We start from the raw sequence: 15,685 nt of genomic DNA on the forward strand, positions 1-15,685 counted from the left end.
TTATCTCCCACAATGCGCAGCCACTATATTCGCAATGACTGCAAATTCTTTTATATCAAGTGTTTCAGCCCTTCTGACCGGATCTATCCCTGCTTCCTGCAGTACAGATCTGACTTCATCCTTTGAAAGGCCGTTTACTCCCGTAAGTGAATTGAGCAGCGTCTTTCTCCTCTGCCCGAATCCGTGTTTTATGCACGCAAAAAAGGTCTTTTCATCAGTGAGCTCCACCGGCCTTTCACTTCTTATGGAAAGGTGCAGAACTGATGAATCCACCTTTGGTCTCGGTATGAATACTTCTTTCGGAACGATTGCCACCTGCTCGACGGTGCAGTAATACTGGACTGCCACGGAAAGCGCACCGTACGTCTTGCCGCCCGGTGCCGCTTTTATCCTGTCAGCGACCTCCTTCTGCATCATGATAGTGATGCTTTCAGCCTCAGTGCCGTTTTCCAGTATACCCATGATTATCGGGGTGGTGATGTAATACGGCAGATTGCCGAGTATCTTGACATTGCCTGTAAACGTCCCGGCTGATCTTTCTTCATCTATTATTTCGTTTATATCCGTTTTCAATACATCCTGATTGACTATGCGGATGTTGTCATATCCGGCAAGTGTCTCCGACAGTATCGGTATGAGCTTGCTGTCTATCTCGATGGCTACCACTCTGGCCGCCTGCTCTGCTGCTGCCGCTGTCAGCACTCCGATCCCCGGACCGATCTCTATGACCATATCATCCGGACCGATCTGTGCGCCTTCGATGATCTTCTCGATCACATTCCGATCTGTTATGAAGTTCTGTCCGAGGCTTTTTGACAGCTTGAAATCGTATTGTTCTCTGATATCATGTATCGTTGATGGTGAATATAATTTCATCTGTATCTCTATGTCTCCTGCAAAGTTTTTTCCAGCTTTTCTTTTGTGATCCCGAATTTATTGAGTCGCTGCAGGAATGTCCTGCCATTGCAGTACCCTATCCCCAGCGCTTTACCTGCGACTTTTCGTTTAAAGGCAGAATCCGCCTGTCCTGTCAGGCCGTACCTTATCATGTCCTGAACGTCCAGCTCCTCTGCCGCACTGCCGTTTTCCAGTGTGCAGTGCGCCATGGAAAGCGCAGCTCTTATGCTATCCGGCGATGCGTTCTCGATGCCTATGTCTCCATCCTTAGTGGCATCGCTTCTGTCGAGAAAAGCCTGCCCTGCATCCGGAAATCTTTCCGTCAGTTTTTTTCTTATCTGCCTTCCGGCGTGATCCGGATCGGTAAAGATTATGATGCCTTTCTCGGCGTATGCCTTTTCGATAAGTTCCCAGGTTCTCCTTGTTATACCATATCCATGTGTTTCTATTGTGACGGCATCCACACTTTTTTTGACCGCCGCCGTATCGTCACGTCCTTCGACGATTATTATCTCTTTTATTTTCATTATTACACTGTCCTGTGTTCCTGCGCTGTCTGCTCCGTCTGCTCGCCGCCTATCCCGGCGCCTGCCGGCCTGCGCTTTGCTGCCGCCCGGCCCAATGCTGTTTACTGCTGGTCGGAGCTTTTATCGCTGTCGCTATCGTCACTGCTGTCATCGCTGTTGGTGATCGAGTCAGGGAACAGAAAAATAGTTTCTCCGGGCTTTATCAGTCTGAGCTGATCGCGCGCCTGCTCCTCAACATTCGAGAGGTCGTTTACTTCCTCAAGTTCTTTTTCGAGCTGCTCTTTTTCTTCTATAAGCTCGCGTTTCTGCGCTTCTGCATCATGCTGCTCGCGTTTCAGCGAGAATATATTGAATATGGAAAACGAAAACAGCCCTAAAATGAGTACAATAACAAGGCCTATCATTATTCTCCGTCTCGCGCGGTTTTTTCTGATAGCCATTTTTCCTCTTGTGTTCTGTCTGGCGGCTGCTTTAGCTTTCGCTTCTTCTTTCGCTCTTTCCGCCCGTCTTTTTTCCAGCCTTTGTTTTCTGGCCTGCTCCATGTCGATGACCTGGCTGTTGTTTTTGAATTCTGTACTTCGTCGTCTTTTACCCATGCACTGATTATACCACAGCAGATTTTTTTCCACAATAACACCCCTGCGGAAAAGCCCAAAAACGCATGCACGGAGAGCCTGCCATACGCTGCGTAATACAGGAATTCCGGGATCACTGCACAGCATGTCGCCCAGAACAGTGCTTCCTGTACCAGACGGATGCATTTTGACGTGGTTTTTCGCTGTGCCAGGCGCAAAAGCTGCCACAGGGTTTCTGCCAGTACGCCTGCGCCTGCCATCACCGCCAGCGTCCCGGCCTGCCGGGTTATAAGCTCTGTCAGCATTTCATCACTTCATCAGCCTGGCGAAAAATCCTTTTTCGCCTTTTTCCCTGACTTTAACGTACATGAGCGAATCCACAGTCCCTGTCACGACTGCTCTGCCCTCATCGAGATCGAGCATATGTATATGCAGTCCGGAACCTTTTATTATCATCGCGCCTTTTCCGAGCGTGGCTCTGACCTCTTCCTCATCGAAACTGTCTATTTCACGGATATCCGTGACCGTTACAGTGTCGCGATTCTCTATCGTGACTGTGTGATTTTCCATAAGCGCGCCTCCTTTATATACGTTATATTTCCCTGATTAAAATGTATTCTGAGGTGAGGGAAAATAGAACTTCGCGAGGCTGGAATCGACCGAAGAACAGATTCTATTTTTTTCATCTGTCTGCTTGACAGGGAGCATACAATATCAGTGAACAGGATCCTGACCACCCCCCCCCAATGCCGGCCGGAACGGAAAGCGCAGCAGGATCGAAGGCGAGAAAACCGGGCGTATCGAAACTGAGCGTGACATCGCACGAAAGATGCTGGCTAAAAAACTCGATATCCGGCTTATCAAAGAAATTACCGGTCTCACCGAAGAGGAAATCAAGAAATTATAGCCACAGTTATAGCAGAGATGTTTATGACTTGAGCAAGGCATTTTCCGCATTTCCCGCCTGAAGCTGCCGCATCAGCGCACAACTATCCGCTGGTGCACGGTTATTCAATGTAATTTCAAAAGCGCTGTCCGACTCGTCTTTTCAAGTCGAACAGCGCTTTTACATTGATATCGTTTTATCTGCCGATTTTCATATGTCCAAATCGCCCAGAACTATTAACAGGATCTGTCTGTACCGGAGCTCCGGCGAATATCGCTCACCGATCGCCTATCGCCGATTGATTGTTCCGATGTCTTTTCTGTACTGCATGCCGTCAAAGCTGATCCTGCGGATATTGTCATATGCCTTGGCACGGGCTTCTTCGTGCGTTTTGCCGAGAGCTGTGACGCCGAGCACTCTGCCGCCTGAAGTTACGATCACGGTCTCCACGCCCTCCGCGGCACCTGCCTCGCTTGCCGAGGCGCCGCCTGAACAGCAGCATCCGCATCCGGCCCCCGCCCTGGCCTCGAGATCAGCTCCAGCCTCTGCCTCGCACTGACCTGCCGCCTTTGCAGCTGTACCGGCATGGAAGACGATCACGTCATCGTCGACGTCATCGAGTCCGCTGATCACTTTGCCTTTCTCGTAGCTGCCGGGATATCCGCCCGATGCAGCAACTACACACACTGCCTTTTCATCGCTCCACTTTATCTCGACATCTGCGAGCCTGTTTTCAGTGACCGCAACGAAAATATCCAATAAATCGCTTTCGAGTCGCGGCAGCACCGACTGAGTCTCCGGATCTCCGAAGCGATTGTTGAATTCTATCACCTTTGGACCGTCTTCAGATATCATCAGGCCGATGAACAGCACTCCCCTGAAATCCAGTCCGTCTTTCTGGAATCCCTTGAGCGTCGGCTCCAGTATCTGCTCTCTTATCTGCTTTTCGAGCTCCGGCGTGAACACAAGGCTCGGCGAGTAAGTTCCCATGCCGCCTGTGTTCGGCCCCTTGTCTCCGTCGAATATCCTCTTGTAATCCTGCGCAGATTCCATCGGCACTATCGAATTTTCATCCACGAAGCAGAGCATCGACGCCTCGATACCTGTCAGGAATTCCTCCACCACTACCTTGTCAGCAGCCGAACCGAAGACCTTCCGGCCCATCATTTCCTCGATCGCAGCCTTTGCATCCGCTTCATTCTCAGGGATCACAACACCTTTTCCGGCTGCAAGCCCGTCAGCCTTGAGCACCATCGGGTATCCGTAGATCCCGACTGCTGAAAGCAGCTCGTCCTTGTCAGTGAACTCTTTGTAGCCTGCCGTCGGGATATCATGCCTTGCAAGGAATGCCTTGGTGAACGACTTGCTGGCTTCGAGCTGCGAGCATTTCTTATTAGGCCCGAATACCCGCACTCCGCACTTTTCCAGCTCATCCACTATACCCATCGCAAGCGGCACCTCCGGTCCGATGACCGCCAGATCGATCTTTTCGTCAGATGCAAAGCTGCAGATGCCTGGGATGTCCTCGGCACTGACGTCTATGCATTCTGCGACCGCCGCGATCCCGGCATTTCCCGGAGCGCAGTACAATTTATCGATTTTGGGGCTCTGCGCCAGCTTCCAGCATATCGCATGCTCTCTGCCGCCTCCGCCCACAACTAAAACTTTCATCAGTGAACCTCCTTGTCATGCCTGCCGCTATCAGTGATGGAACAGTCTCATGCCCGAGAAGTACATCGCGATGCCGTACTCGTTGCATGCTTCTATCACAAGATCGTCTCTGATCGAGCCGCCCGGCTGCGCGATATATTTCACGCCGCTGCGGTACGCCCTCTGGATATTGTCGCTGAACGGGAAGAAAGCGTCTGATCCCAGCGCCACGCCGTCCATCTGGTCGAGCCACGCTCTCTTTTCCTCTCTCGTGAGCGGATCCGGCTTCTCTGTGAAGACCTTTTCCCACTCGCCGTCAGCCAGTACGTCCATATAGTCGTCGCTCATGTAAACGTCGATAGCATTGTCCCTGTTCGGTCTTCCGACGTCTTCTCTGAACGGGAGCTCGAGCACTTTAGGGCACTGGCGGAGAAGCCAGTTGTCAGCCTTCTGACCTGCGAGTCTCGTGCAGTGGATCCTCGACTGCTGACCGGCGCCGATGCCGATCGCCTGCCCGCCCTTTACATAGCAGACTGAATTCGACTGCGTGTATTTCAGCGTTATCAGTGCGATTATCAGGTCGCGCTTTACATCGTCCGGAACATCCTTGTTCTCCGTCACGAGCTTTCCCAGGAACGCCTCATCTATAGGCATCTCGTTCCTGCCCTGCTCGAACGTCACGCCGAACACCTGCTTCCTTTCCACAGGATCAGGCTTGTACTCCGGATCTATTTTGATTATATTGTAGTTTCCTTTTTTCTTTGTCTTCAGGATCTCCAGCGCTTCCGGCTCGTAGCCCGGCGCGATCACGCCGTCGGAAACCTCGCGCTTTATGATGTTGGCTGTGTCCACGTCGCATACGTCCGAAAGCGATATGAAATCGCCGAACGACGACATCCTGTCTGCGCCTCTCGCTCTCGCATACGCGCATGCCAGCGGCGACATGTCACCCTGATCGTCGACCCAGTAGATCTTTTTTTCAACGTCGCTGAGCGGGAGTCCCACTGCAGCTCCGGCCGGCGAAACATGCTTGAACGATGTCGCAGCCGGAAGTCCTGTCGCTTCCCTGAGCTCCTTCACCAGCTGCCAGCCGTTGAACGCATCCAGGAAGTTGATGTAGCCTGGTCTGCCGTTCAGCACTTCGATCGGCAGCTCACCGTTTTCCACGAAAATGCGGGAAGGCTTCTGGTTGGGGTTGCATCCGTATTTTAATTCTAATTCTTTCATTCGATTTCTCCTTATGCAAATCTTGCAAAGTCTTTCATGCCGGGGCGCCTGGCGCGTCTTCTGACATCGTATATCGCGCCCGGCGCGTGGTGATGTCCGAAATGCCGGGCATGTCCGCATCCGGCGCCGTGCGGCACTCAAAGCGCGGCTATTTGTTCTTGTTTATGATGCGCGTATCGTATTTTCCTGTCTCGATATCTATGAATCTCACGAACAGCGATACCTTGTTGTCTTCGTTGAGGCTGTTCCACACCGTATCCGCAAACGCGTCTATGTCTCCGGTGATGTCGACTTTCTCAGGTTCGCCCTCAAAGCTCGGGAGCGGGTTACCGTCGCCTACATATGTATGTATGAAACGGCCTTCGCCTGCCGGGCATCCTTCGTAAGCGAACGTGTTTCTTATGCAAAACTCGGGATTTCCGTCGTCGCTTTTGAGTATGGACATCGCAAAGTCATAGCTGCCGTTTTCCACGTTCATGATCCCTGATATCCTCGGGGTGAAGTTCGGATCGTCAGGCTCGAACTCACGCGTGCGAAGCGCCTGCTCGAACGTCTTTCCCTCTGACATCAGATCGTATACCGTGTCTGTCTGATCGCCGTTCGTCACGATCGTCGAATTTCCAAGCACTCTTACCGGTGCATATATTATCAGGCTCGGATCGCTGAGCTTCGAAGGATCGAACGCTTCCGTCCTGATGCCCTCGTCCTGTGTCACGAACACGCGATTCCTGCTGTTCACGCTCCTGCCCATGATGAAATACGCCGTCACCGCGTATCTGCCGTCTTCTGATTTTCCTATTACTATGCCTCTGCCCGGGTACGCATTGCTGCTGAGCAGTGATGACAGTGATTTTTTCTGCATTGTGATCTACTCCCTTCCATCCCAGCAGTAGGTGCAGAGCTTGCATTTGTCCACTCCTATCGCCTTGACTGTATCCTCGAGATCCTGGAATCTCAGGCTGTCGAACTTGAGTCTCTTCCTTATCTCCTCGACCATAGCCTGGTGCTTCTCGGTCTTGCTGTCTGTGTACTCGGCGAGCAGCTCCTGCGAGACCTCCTCGGCTTCTATGCCTTCGAGGTCGCGGATCACTCGTCTCGTGATGAGCTCGAGGTCGCTTACCGAACGTGAAAAGTTCAGGTATTTGCATCCGTACATTATAGGCGGACATGCCGACCTCACGTGTATCTCTTTCGCGCCGTTGTCTATCAGGTAGCTGACCGTCTGGGAAAGCTGCGTCCCTCTTACGATCGAGTCATCTATCAGCACGAATTTCTTGTCCTTTATGATCTGGAAAACCGGCACGAGCTTCATTTTAGCTATGCGGTCTCTCGCCTTCTGGTTCTGAGGCATAAAGCTTCTCGGCCATGTTGGCGTGTATTTGATGAGAGGTCTAGCATAAGGCACTCTCGATTTGTTGGCATATCCCAGTGCGTGAGCCACTCCGCTGTCCGGCACTCCTGCAACGTAGTCCACGTCCAGGTCTCCGTCTTTTTCTGCAAGAAGTCCGCCGTTGCTGTTTCTCATCAGCTCGACGTTGCGCCCTTCATATATCGAAGTCGTATATCCGAAATACGTCCACAGGAATGCGCAGATCTTCATCTCGTTCTGCGGATCGGCAACTGTCTCTTCACCGTCCGCCGTGATGAATGCGATCTCTGCCGGCCCCAGCTCGCGCTTGTATTTATATCCTACGTTTATGAATGCGAATGACTCCGAAGCCGCGCAGTACGCGCCGTCTTTCTGCCCTATGATCAGCGGCGTCCTGCCGTATTTGTCCCTTGCCGCGTAAAGGCCGTCCTTCGTGAGTATCAGCATCGTCATGGATCCGTCGATCTTTGCCTGTGCGATCTTGATGCCGTCCACGAGATCCTTTCCCGTGGAAACGAGCGCCGCCACGAGTTCCGTGTTGTTTATGTCTCCGCCGCTCATCGACATGAACTGTCCGGACATGCCGTCCAGCAGCTCCTTTACGAGTTCGGCTTTATTGTTTATGCGCCCTACTGTAGTGATGGCGTAGTCTCCCTGCCTGCTGTGAACTGTCAGCGGCTGCGGATCGCCGTCGCTTATCGCGCCTATTCCCATCTTTCCGGACATCTCTTCTATGTCCGCTTCAAATTTGCTTCTGAAAGGTGAGTTTTCTATATTATGGATAGAACGCTTGAAGCTGCCGCTGTCCTGCAGCACGCACATTCCTCCGTTCTTGGTCCCAAGATGTGAATGGTAGTCTGTGCCGAAGAACAGATCCATCACGCAGTCCTGTTTAGAAACAAAACCTATTACTCCACCCATTAAATTGCTCCTTTCATATATTTGTCGACCACAGGTCGACATAAAGGTTATACCCTTGTGGTATTTCATATATTTGTCGACCACAGGTCGACATAAAGGTTATACCCTTGTGGTATTTCATATATTTGTCGACCGCAGGTCGACATCAGGTTATCCCTGCCAAGGGGTTTCATTGATTTGTTGGCTCGCAGAGCTAACATAAAGGTTATCCCTGCCAAGGGGTTTCATTAGTGTGTCGACTGACAAGTCGACATAAAGGTTACCCCTCCAGGGGCTTCATTTCAGCTATCGCGATCCTCAAGCCTTCCGCCAGGATCCTGTGCTCCGTTACCAGCACTCTTGCCGCCAGCTCCTCAGGCGTATCGCCCGGCAGCACCGGCACCTTTTCCTGCAGGATTATCCTGCCCGTGTCGACTCCCTCGTCGACGTAATGCACGGTCGCACCGCTTTCCTTTTCACCGCCGGCTATCACCGCCTGGTGCACTCTTATCCCGTAGAACCCCTTGCCGCAGTACTTCGGTATCAGCGACGGATGTATGTTGATTATCCTGTTCCTGTAATTCTCTATGATCTCCGGCGAAAGCACCTTCATATAGCCTGCCAGCACGATCATCTCCGCGCCGGATCTTTTCAGCTCCGCCAGCACGTCAGCCTGCGACTTTGCAACAGCCGTCGGGATGCCCGCACGTGCAGCCCTTTCCAGTGCAAACGCGCCCTCTTTGCTCGATATGACCTCGACGATCTCCGCTTCAGGAAGCTCCTCCGCCGCGATCTTGTCTATCAGCGCCTGCAGGTTCGTGCCCCCGCCCGAGACGAGGACCGCCACCTTCGTTTTATCACTCATTTTCCCTGACCTCTATTCGTTATAGTTGAGGATGACCTTTTCATCCTTCATTTCCACGACTTCGCCTATCACCGATGCGTTTTCACCCGCAGCCGCCAGCGCAGCCACGACAGCGCCGGCATCAGCAGCGTCGACTACCATCATCATACCCACACCCATGTTGTAGGTCGAGAACATCTCTTTCCTGTCTATATTGCCGCACTTCTTGATATACGGGAAGATCGGCGGCACTTTCCAGCTTCCCACGTCGATGGAAACAGCTGTACCGGCAGGGAGGATCCTGGGAATGTTTTCGAAGAATCCGCCTCCGGTTATATGAACTATCCCCTTTATATCGAATTTCGGCAGCACTGCATCGCATGCGTCTGCATATATTCTGGTCGGAGTCAGCAGCGCCTCTCCGAGAGTCTGTCCCAGCTCCTCGACGTAGTCAGTCACCTTCATGTCCATCTTGTCAAAGAACACTTTTCTCACCAGCGAATATCCGTTGCTGTGGATACCACTTGACGGGATGCCTATGATCTTGTTGCCGACAGCGACTTTCTCACCTGTGATGATCCTGTCCCTGTCCACGATACCGACTGAAAATCCCGCCATATCGTATTCGCCTTCGCTGTAAAAGTCCGGCATCTCGGCAGTCTCGCCGCCTACGAGCGCACTGCCCGACTGTTTGCAGCCGTCAGCTATGCCCTTTACGATATCTGCGATCTTCTCCGCCTTTACCTTGCCTGTCGCGATGTAATCCAGGAAAAACAGCGGTTTTGCACCCTGGCACAGCACGTCGTTGACGCACATCGCAACGCAGTCGATACCTACGGTGTCATGCTTATCCATCAGGAACGCGATCTTGAGCTTCGTTCCCACGCCGTCAGTTCCGGACACCAGCACCGGCTGAGTCATGCCTTTCACATCGAGGCTGAAAAGGCTGCCGAAGCTACCTAGGCCTGTCAGCACGTTTTCATTGAAAGTCCCTTTCACGTGCTCTTTCATCAGCGATACTGCACGCTCGCCTTCTTTGGTGTCAACACCGGCGTCTTTATATGTAAGTTTTTTGTCTTCCATTTATATTCTCCTCCACACACGGATCTTTAACGTGATTTTTTCGCAAAAGCGCGGGCTAGTCGTTTTTCACTCTTCTGAGGACTTCGGCATATGTCTCTTCGATCTTGCCGAGGTCTCTTCTGAATCTGTCCTTATCCATCTTTTCGTTCGTCTCTACGTCCCAGAGCCTGCATGTATCAGGCGAGATCTCGTCTGCCAGGATCACTTCACCGTCGTAAAGTCCGAATTCGATCTTGAAGTCTACCAGCTTGAGACCTTTGTCGAGGAAAAATTCCTTCAGCGTTTCGTTTACTGTTGCCGTATATGCCTTCACTTTTTCGAGCTGCTCCTCTGTCACCAGCTTGAGCGCGAGTGCATGTGACTCACACATGAGCGGATCGCCGAGGTCGTCGTTCTTGTATGAAAGCTCGAATGTCGGCTTGTCGAACACGATGCCTTCTTCAACGCCGTATCTCTTTGCAAAGGAGCCGGCTGAGATGTTTCTCGTGATGACTTCCAGCGGAAGAATCTTCACTGCCTTTACGATCGTCTCTCTGTCGCTGATCTGCTCAATGTAGTGAGTAGGCACGCCTTTCTGCTCCAGAAGCTGCAGGATGATGTTCGTCATCGTGTTGTTGACTACGCCTTTTCCTACGATCTGACCTTTTTTCTCGCCATTGAATGCTGTCGCATCATCTTTATAATCAACTATCAGACATTTGGGATCGTCTGTCTTGAAAACTTTCTTTGCCTTGCCTTCGTAAAGCTGTTCTAATTTCTTCATATCGTAAACCTCCTGTGTATCGTTCATTCTATTTGTTCTTAGATTCGTTGAATTCGCGGTCGAGCGCGATGATCTCTTCTTCCTGCTTTTTCTTGAAAGCCTTGATGGCTTCTCTGAGCGCCGGATCTGCTGTGCTCAGGATCTGGACTGCCAGCAGCGCTGCGTTTTCCGCGCCGTCTATCGCAACTGTTGCGACCGGCACGCCTTTTGGCATCTGCACCACGGAAAGAAGCGAATCGAGTCCGTCCATAGTGCTTGATTTCATCGGTATACCTATCACCGGCAGCGGCGTCGTTGCCGCCAGGACTCCCGCCAGGTGCGCAGCTTTGCCTGCCGCTGCTATGATGCAGCCAAAGCCGCTGCCCTCTGCGTCTGCCGCGAACTGTTCAGCCTGTTTCGGCGTCCTGTGTGCCGAAATGATCCTAGTTTCATATTCTACGCCGAAATTCTCGAGCATCTGCTCTGCTTTCTGGACTACCGGATAATCCGATTTACTGCCCATCACTATTCCAACCTTCATAATGCACTCCTTTCATTAGTGTGTCGATCGCAGATCGACATCAGGTTATCCTTTAGGGTTTCATTAGTGTGTCGGCCTGCGACCGACATCAGGTTACTCCCACAGGGAGCTTCAATTATTTGTCGGTCAAAGACCGACATCTAGGTTATACCCTTGCGGTGTTTCATTAGTGTGTCGACTGCAAGTCGACATTAAGGTTATCCCTGCGAGGGCAGCGCCGGGCGCCGTCCTGCAGCAGGGGTTTCATCTATTTAAAGTATTTAACGCCCGACTCGAAGATCTTCTGATCTTTCTCGCCGAGAACGTTCTTGTAGAGATCTCTGCCGATCCTTTCCGAATGTCCCATCTTGCCGAATACTCTTCCGTCCGGTGATGTGATGCCCTCGATCGCCATTGCCGACCCGTTAGGATTGAAAGCGATATCCATCGAAGGCTTGCCGTCAAATCCCACATACTGCGTAGCGATCTGACCGTTTGCAGCCAGCTGCTGCAGCACTTCCTCGCTCGCGATGAACCTTCCTTCGCCGTGCGATACCGGGATCGTGAACACATCGCCCACACTCACGCCTGCCAGCCAAGGTGACTTCACCGACGTCACACCGGTCCTCACGAGACACGACGCGTGGCGGCCGATCCTGTTGTAGGTCAGCGTCGGGCTGTTTTCCGTGCCGTCCGTGATCTTTCCGTACGGAACGAGACCCAGCTTTATCAGTGCCTGGAAACCGTTGCATATACCGAGCATCAGACCGTCTCTCTTCTCGAGCAGTTCAGCGACCGCATCCTTGATCCCAGGATTTCGGAAAACTGCAGTGATGAACTTCGCTGAGCCGTCCGGTTCGTCTCCGCCTGAGAAGCCGCCCGGGATCATGATGATCTGGCTCGTCCTGATCTTCTGTCCGAGTTCCTTTATCGAATCCTCCAGCTGAGCTGTCGTGAGGTTCCTTATTATATGGATGTCCGCTTCAGCGCCGGCTTTCCTGAACGCTCTCGCCGAATCCATCTCGCAGTTCGTTCCCGGGAACGCCGGTATCACTACTCTAGGTTTTGCGACCTTTACGAGCGGTCCTGTCATGTTTCTCTGAGTGAAGAACGGCTGTGCCACAGGCGTCTTGTCGATGCCGCCGCGCTGATCCGCAGTCCTTACAGGGAACACGCTTTCCTCAGGCTCCTGCCACTTTGCAGTGATCTCCGCGAGATCCTCAGCTTCTCCGTTTATCACGAGACTGCCGGATACGTTAGTCTTTCCAAGTACCGCATAGACAGCTCCGGCCATCAGGCTGTCCACATCCTCGCCTGCCGGGATCTCGATCACCATCGAGCCGAACATCGGCGAAAGCATGTCGCCCTCGACACTGACATCAGCGCCGATCCTGTTGCCGACTGCCATCTTTACGAGAGTCATGTAAAGTCCTCCGCGTCCTATCGCGTCTGCTGCCAGCAGCTTGCCGGCTGCTGCCAACTCTCTGACCTTCAGCATGTTGTTCCTGTATATCTCAAAATCTATTACTCCGTCTTTGTCCACCGGCGATGTCAGCGCCACGAGCGTGCTGCCCGCGAACTTGAACTCAGGCGATACCACATCGCCTGCATCGACCGTTGTTATTGCAAAGGATGCAAGTGTCGGCGGCACATCTATATCCATGAACGTGCCGGACATGCTGTCCTTTCCGCCTATTGCCGGTATCTCCAGTTCTTTCTGCACTCTCAGCGCTCCGAGCAGTGCTGCCATAGGCTTGCCCCATCTTGCCGGATCCTCGCCGAGTTTTTCGAAATATTCCTGGAAAGTCAGGCGGATCTTCCTGTAGTCGCCGCCCATCGCTGCGATCTTCGTCACTGAGTCGATCACTGCATAAAGCGCTCCGTGGAACGGACTCCTCATAGCGAGCTCAGGGTCGAAGCCGTAGCTCATGATCGTTGCCGTTTCCGTCTCACCCTCTGTTACAGGCAGCTTCGCAGCCATTCCTGCCGCCGGAGTGAGCTGGTATTTGCCGCCGAGAGGCATCAGCACCGTAGCCGCTCCGATCGTGCTGTCGAATCTTTCGATCAGGCCCTTCTTGCTGCAGCAGTTCAGGTCTGTCAGCAGCTGCTCTTTCGTCTTCGTCTCCACGAGAACGTCAGCCAGCTCGCCGGCCGACTCCTTTACAGCCTTTGGATCAGCAGCGAAAGCTTTTGCAAACTGCTGCGCTCCGTTGGTGTTCAGGAAATCTCTGCTGAGATCGAGGATGCATTTTTCTCTCCAGTACATCCTGACTCTGTTCGTGTCGGTCACCTCTGCGACCGTAGTGGCCTCGAGGTTTTCCTCAGCTGCATACTTTATGAATTCCTGCTCTTTGTCGGCATCGACCACGACTGCCATTCTTTCCTGCGACTCCGAGATCGCGAGCTCTGTGCCGTCGAGGCCTTCGTATTTCTTCGGCACGAGATCGAGGTTGATCTCAAGGCCGTCGGCCAGCTCGCCGATGGCTACCGACACACCGCCGGCACCGAAGTCATTGCAGCGCTTTATCAGTGTAGCGACTTCTTTTCTCCTGAAAAGTCTCTGTATGTTTCGCTCTACAGGCGGGTTGCCCTTCTGGACTTCTGCTCCGCACTGCAGTATCGATTCTTCCGTGTGTTCCTTGGACGAGCCTGTAGCTCCGCCGCATCCGTCGCGGCCTGTCCTGCCGCCGACCAGTATTATAACGTCGCCCTTCTGAGGGACCTTTCTTATCACGTGATCTGCAGGTGCAGCCCCGACTACCGCTCCGATCTCCATTCTTTTGGCAACGTAGTTGTCGTGGTAAACTTCGTCTACAAGGCCTGTGGCAAGTCCGATCTGGTTGCCGTACGAACTGTATCCGTGAGCAGCCTCCGTCGTGATCTTTCGCTGAGGCAGCTTGCCGCTCAGCGTGTCTTCTACCGGCGTCCTCGGATCTGCAGCACCTGTCACTCTCATAGCCTGGTACACGTAGACTCTGCCTGAAAGCGGGTCTCTTATCGCTCCGCCAAGACATGTTGCTGCTCCGCCGAACGGCTCGATCTCTGTAGGGTGGTTGTGTGTCTCGTTCTTGAACATCACGAGCCAGTCATCTTCCCTGCCGTCGATCTTCGCCCTGACCTTGATGCTGCATGCGTTTATCTCTTCTGATTCGTCGAGGTCGTCAGCCTTGCCGTGCTTCTTGAGGTACTTTGCTCCGATGCATGCCATGTCCATCAGGCAGAGATTCTTGTCTCTGTCGCCATACACGTCTTTTCTGATGTCGAGGTACTGTGCAAAGGCCTGCGCCACGAGTCTGCCGTAAGGGCTGTCATCGAAGCCGACTTCTTCGAGTGTCGTGTTGAACGTGGTATGTCTGCAGTGGTCCGACCAGTATGTGTCGATGACTTTGAGCTCTGTCAGGGTCGGGTCTCTGCGCTCATCGCGCGCATAATATTCCTGCACGAATTTTATATCTTCAGGGCTCATCGCAAAGCCCATCTCTTTTCTGTAGTCTTCGAGATCCGGTTCTCTCATCGTCCTGAAGCCTTTTATCACCGCGACGTCTTCAGGCACGGTCGTCTCCATCTCCAGATCCTGCGGCTTTTCATTCGCAGCGATCTGCGAGTCTACCGGATTCACGCAGTATTTCTTTATCGCTTCGAGGTCTGCGGCACTGATGTTTCCCTCAGGCACTATCACTCTTGCAAATTTTACAGTCGCGTCTGCTTCGGCGTTCATGAGCTTGATGCACTGTGACGCCGAGTCTGCTCTCTGGTCATACTGGCCCGGCAGGTATTCAACTGCGAAAAAAATAGCAGAACTCAGATCCACGGGCATCGTCTCTTCATACACGACGTCTATGGCAGGTTCTGCAAATACTGTAAATTTAGCCGCTTCATAAGTAGCGTCATCTATGCCGTCCATATCGTAACGGTTCAGGATCCTTATTCCTGATAGATCCTCGAGGTGTAAATTTTCCTTTACATCTGTAAAGAGTGCTTCGGCTTCTACATCAAAGCCTTTTTTCTTTTCAACGTAAATCCTTCTTACCATCGAATTTGTCCTTTCCAGATCATTAAAAACGTTTATTTCGTAAATTTATATCATACGCTAATGTTAGCACTTTCGACTGAATTTATCAATTGTATTCGCAAAAAAAGTTAAATTTTCACGCAAAACTCGAATGTATATCTCGTTCTTTTTGTTTATAGTTCGTATTTTTAGAGAGCAGTGCAACGCGTCGGCTCTGTTTTCTGAAGATTCCGTCTCATTTGCCGAACAAGCTCGATTTTTCTGTCTCATGCGACTGACACACTCTTTTCAAGATTTCTTCACATATATAACTCCAAATCGGCATAATGCCCTGTTATTATATAATCACTCCAAAAGAGGAAAACAAACACCTCTCCTAAATAAATAGTAAATTAGTGTGATGACAGCAAAAGAGCTGCCGGGGCAAGTCCCAGGCAGCTCTTTTGTTTGCGT

Annotated in this window: 13 protein-coding genes and 1 pseudogene; all 14 read right to left on the reverse strand. The window is 52.1% G+C overall.

Annotated elements, in window-relative coordinates:
• The 14 genes and pseudogenes from rsmA to OCV59_RS02625 all read right to left on the reverse strand — a co-directional run bounded on the left by rsmA (window position 1) and on the right by OCV59_RS02625 (window position 15,253).
• Window positions 1-876, reverse strand: coding sequence for a 16S rRNA (adenine(1518)-N(6)/adenine(1519)-N(6))-dimethyltransferase RsmA (rsmA, locus tag OCV59_RS02565; RefSeq protein WP_147592856.1), 876 nt, complete (start codon window positions 874-876; stop codon window positions 1-3).
• Between the two features lie 8 nt (window positions 877-884).
• A complete protein-coding gene (gene rnmV, locus OCV59_RS02570; protein ID WP_147592858.1) occupies window positions 885-1,424 on the reverse strand; it encodes a ribonuclease M5 in 540 nt (179 codons plus the stop codon).
• A 101-nt stretch (window positions 1,425-1,525) separates the two neighbouring features.
• The gene (locus OCV59_RS02575; RefSeq protein WP_262584064.1) at window positions 1,526-2,053 is read right to left on the reverse strand and encodes an FtsB family cell division protein; all 528 of its coding nucleotides are present in this window, start codon (window positions 2,051-2,053) and stop codon (window positions 1,526-1,528) included.
• 41 nt (window positions 2,054-2,094) lie between these two features.
• Window positions 2,095-2,304: pseudogene (gene yabQ / locus OCV59_RS12015) on the reverse strand (spore cortex biosynthesis protein YabQ); the annotation flags it as partial.
• 4 nt (window positions 2,305-2,308) lie between these two features.
• A complete protein-coding gene (locus OCV59_RS02580) occupies window positions 2,309-2,569 on the reverse strand; it encodes a YabP/YqfC family sporulation protein (protein ID WP_147592862.1) in 261 nt (86 codons plus the stop codon).
• A gap of 604 nt (window positions 2,570-3,173) precedes the next feature.
• The gene (gene purD / locus OCV59_RS02585; protein WP_147592864.1) at window positions 3,174-4,556 is read right to left on the reverse strand and encodes a phosphoribosylamine--glycine ligase; all 1,383 of its coding nucleotides are present in this window, start codon (window positions 4,554-4,556) and stop codon (window positions 3,174-3,176) included.
• 30 nt (window positions 4,557-4,586) lie between these two features.
• On the reverse strand, window positions 4,587-5,882 hold the full coding sequence (locus tag OCV59_RS02590; RefSeq protein WP_262584065.1) for a phosphoribosylaminoimidazolecarboxamide formyltransferase: 1,296 nt from the start codon (window positions 5,880-5,882) through the stop codon (window positions 4,587-4,589).
• A gap of 28 nt (window positions 5,883-5,910) precedes the next feature.
• Window positions 5,911-6,624 carry an IMP cyclohydrolase gene (locus tag OCV59_RS02595; RefSeq protein ID WP_147592868.1) on the reverse strand — a complete coding sequence of 238 codons (714 nt, stop codon included), beginning with the start codon at window positions 6,622-6,624 and terminating at the stop codon, window positions 5,911-5,913.
• Window positions 6,625-6,630: 6 nt separating this feature from the next.
• Window positions 6,631-8,052, reverse strand: coding sequence for an amidophosphoribosyltransferase (locus OCV59_RS02600; protein ID WP_147592871.1), 1,422 nt, complete (start codon window positions 8,050-8,052; stop codon window positions 6,631-6,633).
• Between the two features lie 259 nt (window positions 8,053-8,311).
• Entirely contained in the window at window positions 8,312-8,896 is a 585-nt protein-coding gene (gene purN, locus OCV59_RS02605) for a phosphoribosylglycinamide formyltransferase (RefSeq protein ID WP_147592873.1), read from the reverse strand.
• 12 nt (window positions 8,897-8,908) lie between these two features.
• Window positions 8,909-9,958 (reverse strand): phosphoribosylformylglycinamidine cyclo-ligase, encoded by a 1,050-nt coding sequence (gene purM, locus OCV59_RS02610; protein WP_147592875.1) that lies wholly within the window; start codon window positions 9,956-9,958, stop codon window positions 8,909-8,911.
• A 55-nt stretch (window positions 9,959-10,013) separates the two neighbouring features.
• Window positions 10,014-10,721, reverse strand: a complete 708-nt coding sequence (gene purC / locus OCV59_RS02615; RefSeq protein WP_147592877.1) for a phosphoribosylaminoimidazolesuccinocarboxamide synthase — start codon at window positions 10,719-10,721, stop codon at window positions 10,014-10,016.
• Between the two features lie 28 nt (window positions 10,722-10,749).
• The gene (purE, locus tag OCV59_RS02620) at window positions 10,750-11,241 is read right to left on the reverse strand and encodes a 5-(carboxyamino)imidazole ribonucleotide mutase (protein ID WP_147592879.1); all 492 of its coding nucleotides are present in this window, start codon (window positions 11,239-11,241) and stop codon (window positions 10,750-10,752) included.
• Window positions 11,242-11,488: 247 nt separating this feature from the next.
• Window positions 11,489-15,253: a phosphoribosylformylglycinamidine synthase gene (locus OCV59_RS02625; RefSeq protein WP_147592882.1), complete on the reverse strand. Its 3,765-nt coding sequence runs from the start codon at window positions 15,251-15,253 to the stop codon at window positions 11,489-11,491.
• Window positions 15,254-15,685: the final 432 nt, after the last annotated feature.

The sequence above is a fragment of the Brotomerdimonas butyrica genome, from assembly GCF_025567305.1.
In the GTDB taxonomy this organism is placed as follows: domain Bacteria; phylum Bacillota; class Clostridia; order Peptostreptococcales; family Anaerovoracaceae; genus Lentihominibacter; species Lentihominibacter butyricus.

Bases quoted from the DNA above. Each gene is read 5' to 3' on its own strand.
- purM (WP_147592875.1), bottom strand. From the start codon at position 9,958: ATGGAAGACAAAAAACTTACATATAAAGACGCCGGTGTTGACACCAAA.
- rnmV (WP_147592858.1), bottom strand. From the start codon at position 1,424: ATGAAAATAAAAGAGATAATAATCGTCGAAGGACGTGACGATACGGCG.
- OCV59_RS02580 (WP_147592862.1), bottom strand. From the start codon at position 2,569: ATGGAAAATCACACAGTCACGATAGAGAATCGCGACACTGTAACGGTC.
- rsmA (WP_147592856.1), bottom strand. From the start codon at position 876: ATGAAATTATATTCACCATCAACGATACATGATATCAGAGAACAATAC.
- purE (WP_147592879.1), bottom strand. From the start codon at position 11,241: ATGAAGGTTGGAATAGTGATGGGCAGTAAATCGGATTATCCGGTAGTC.
- OCV59_RS02590 (WP_262584065.1), bottom strand. From the start codon at position 5,882: ATGCGGACATGCCCGGCATTTCGGACATCACCACGCGCCGGGCGCGAT.
- OCV59_RS02600 (WP_147592871.1), bottom strand. From the start codon at position 8,052: ATGGGTGGAGTAATAGGTTTTGTTTCTAAACAGGACTGCGTGATGGAT.
- OCV59_RS02595 (WP_147592868.1), bottom strand. From the start codon at position 6,624: ATGCAGAAAAAATCACTGTCATCACTGCTCAGCAGCAATGCGTACCCG.
- purC (WP_147592877.1), bottom strand. From the start codon at position 10,721: ATGAAGAAATTAGAACAGCTTTACGAAGGCAAGGCAAAGAAAGTTTTC.
- purD (WP_147592864.1), bottom strand. From the start codon at position 4,556: ATGAAAGTTTTAGTTGTGGGCGGAGGCGGCAGAGAGCATGCGATATGC.
- OCV59_RS02625 (WP_147592882.1), bottom strand. From the start codon at position 15,253: ATGGTAAGAAGGATTTACGTTGAAAAGAAAAAAGGCTTTGATGTAGAA.
- purN (WP_147592873.1), bottom strand. From the start codon at position 8,896: ATGAGTGATAAAACGAAGGTGGCGGTCCTCGTCTCGGGCGGGGGCACG.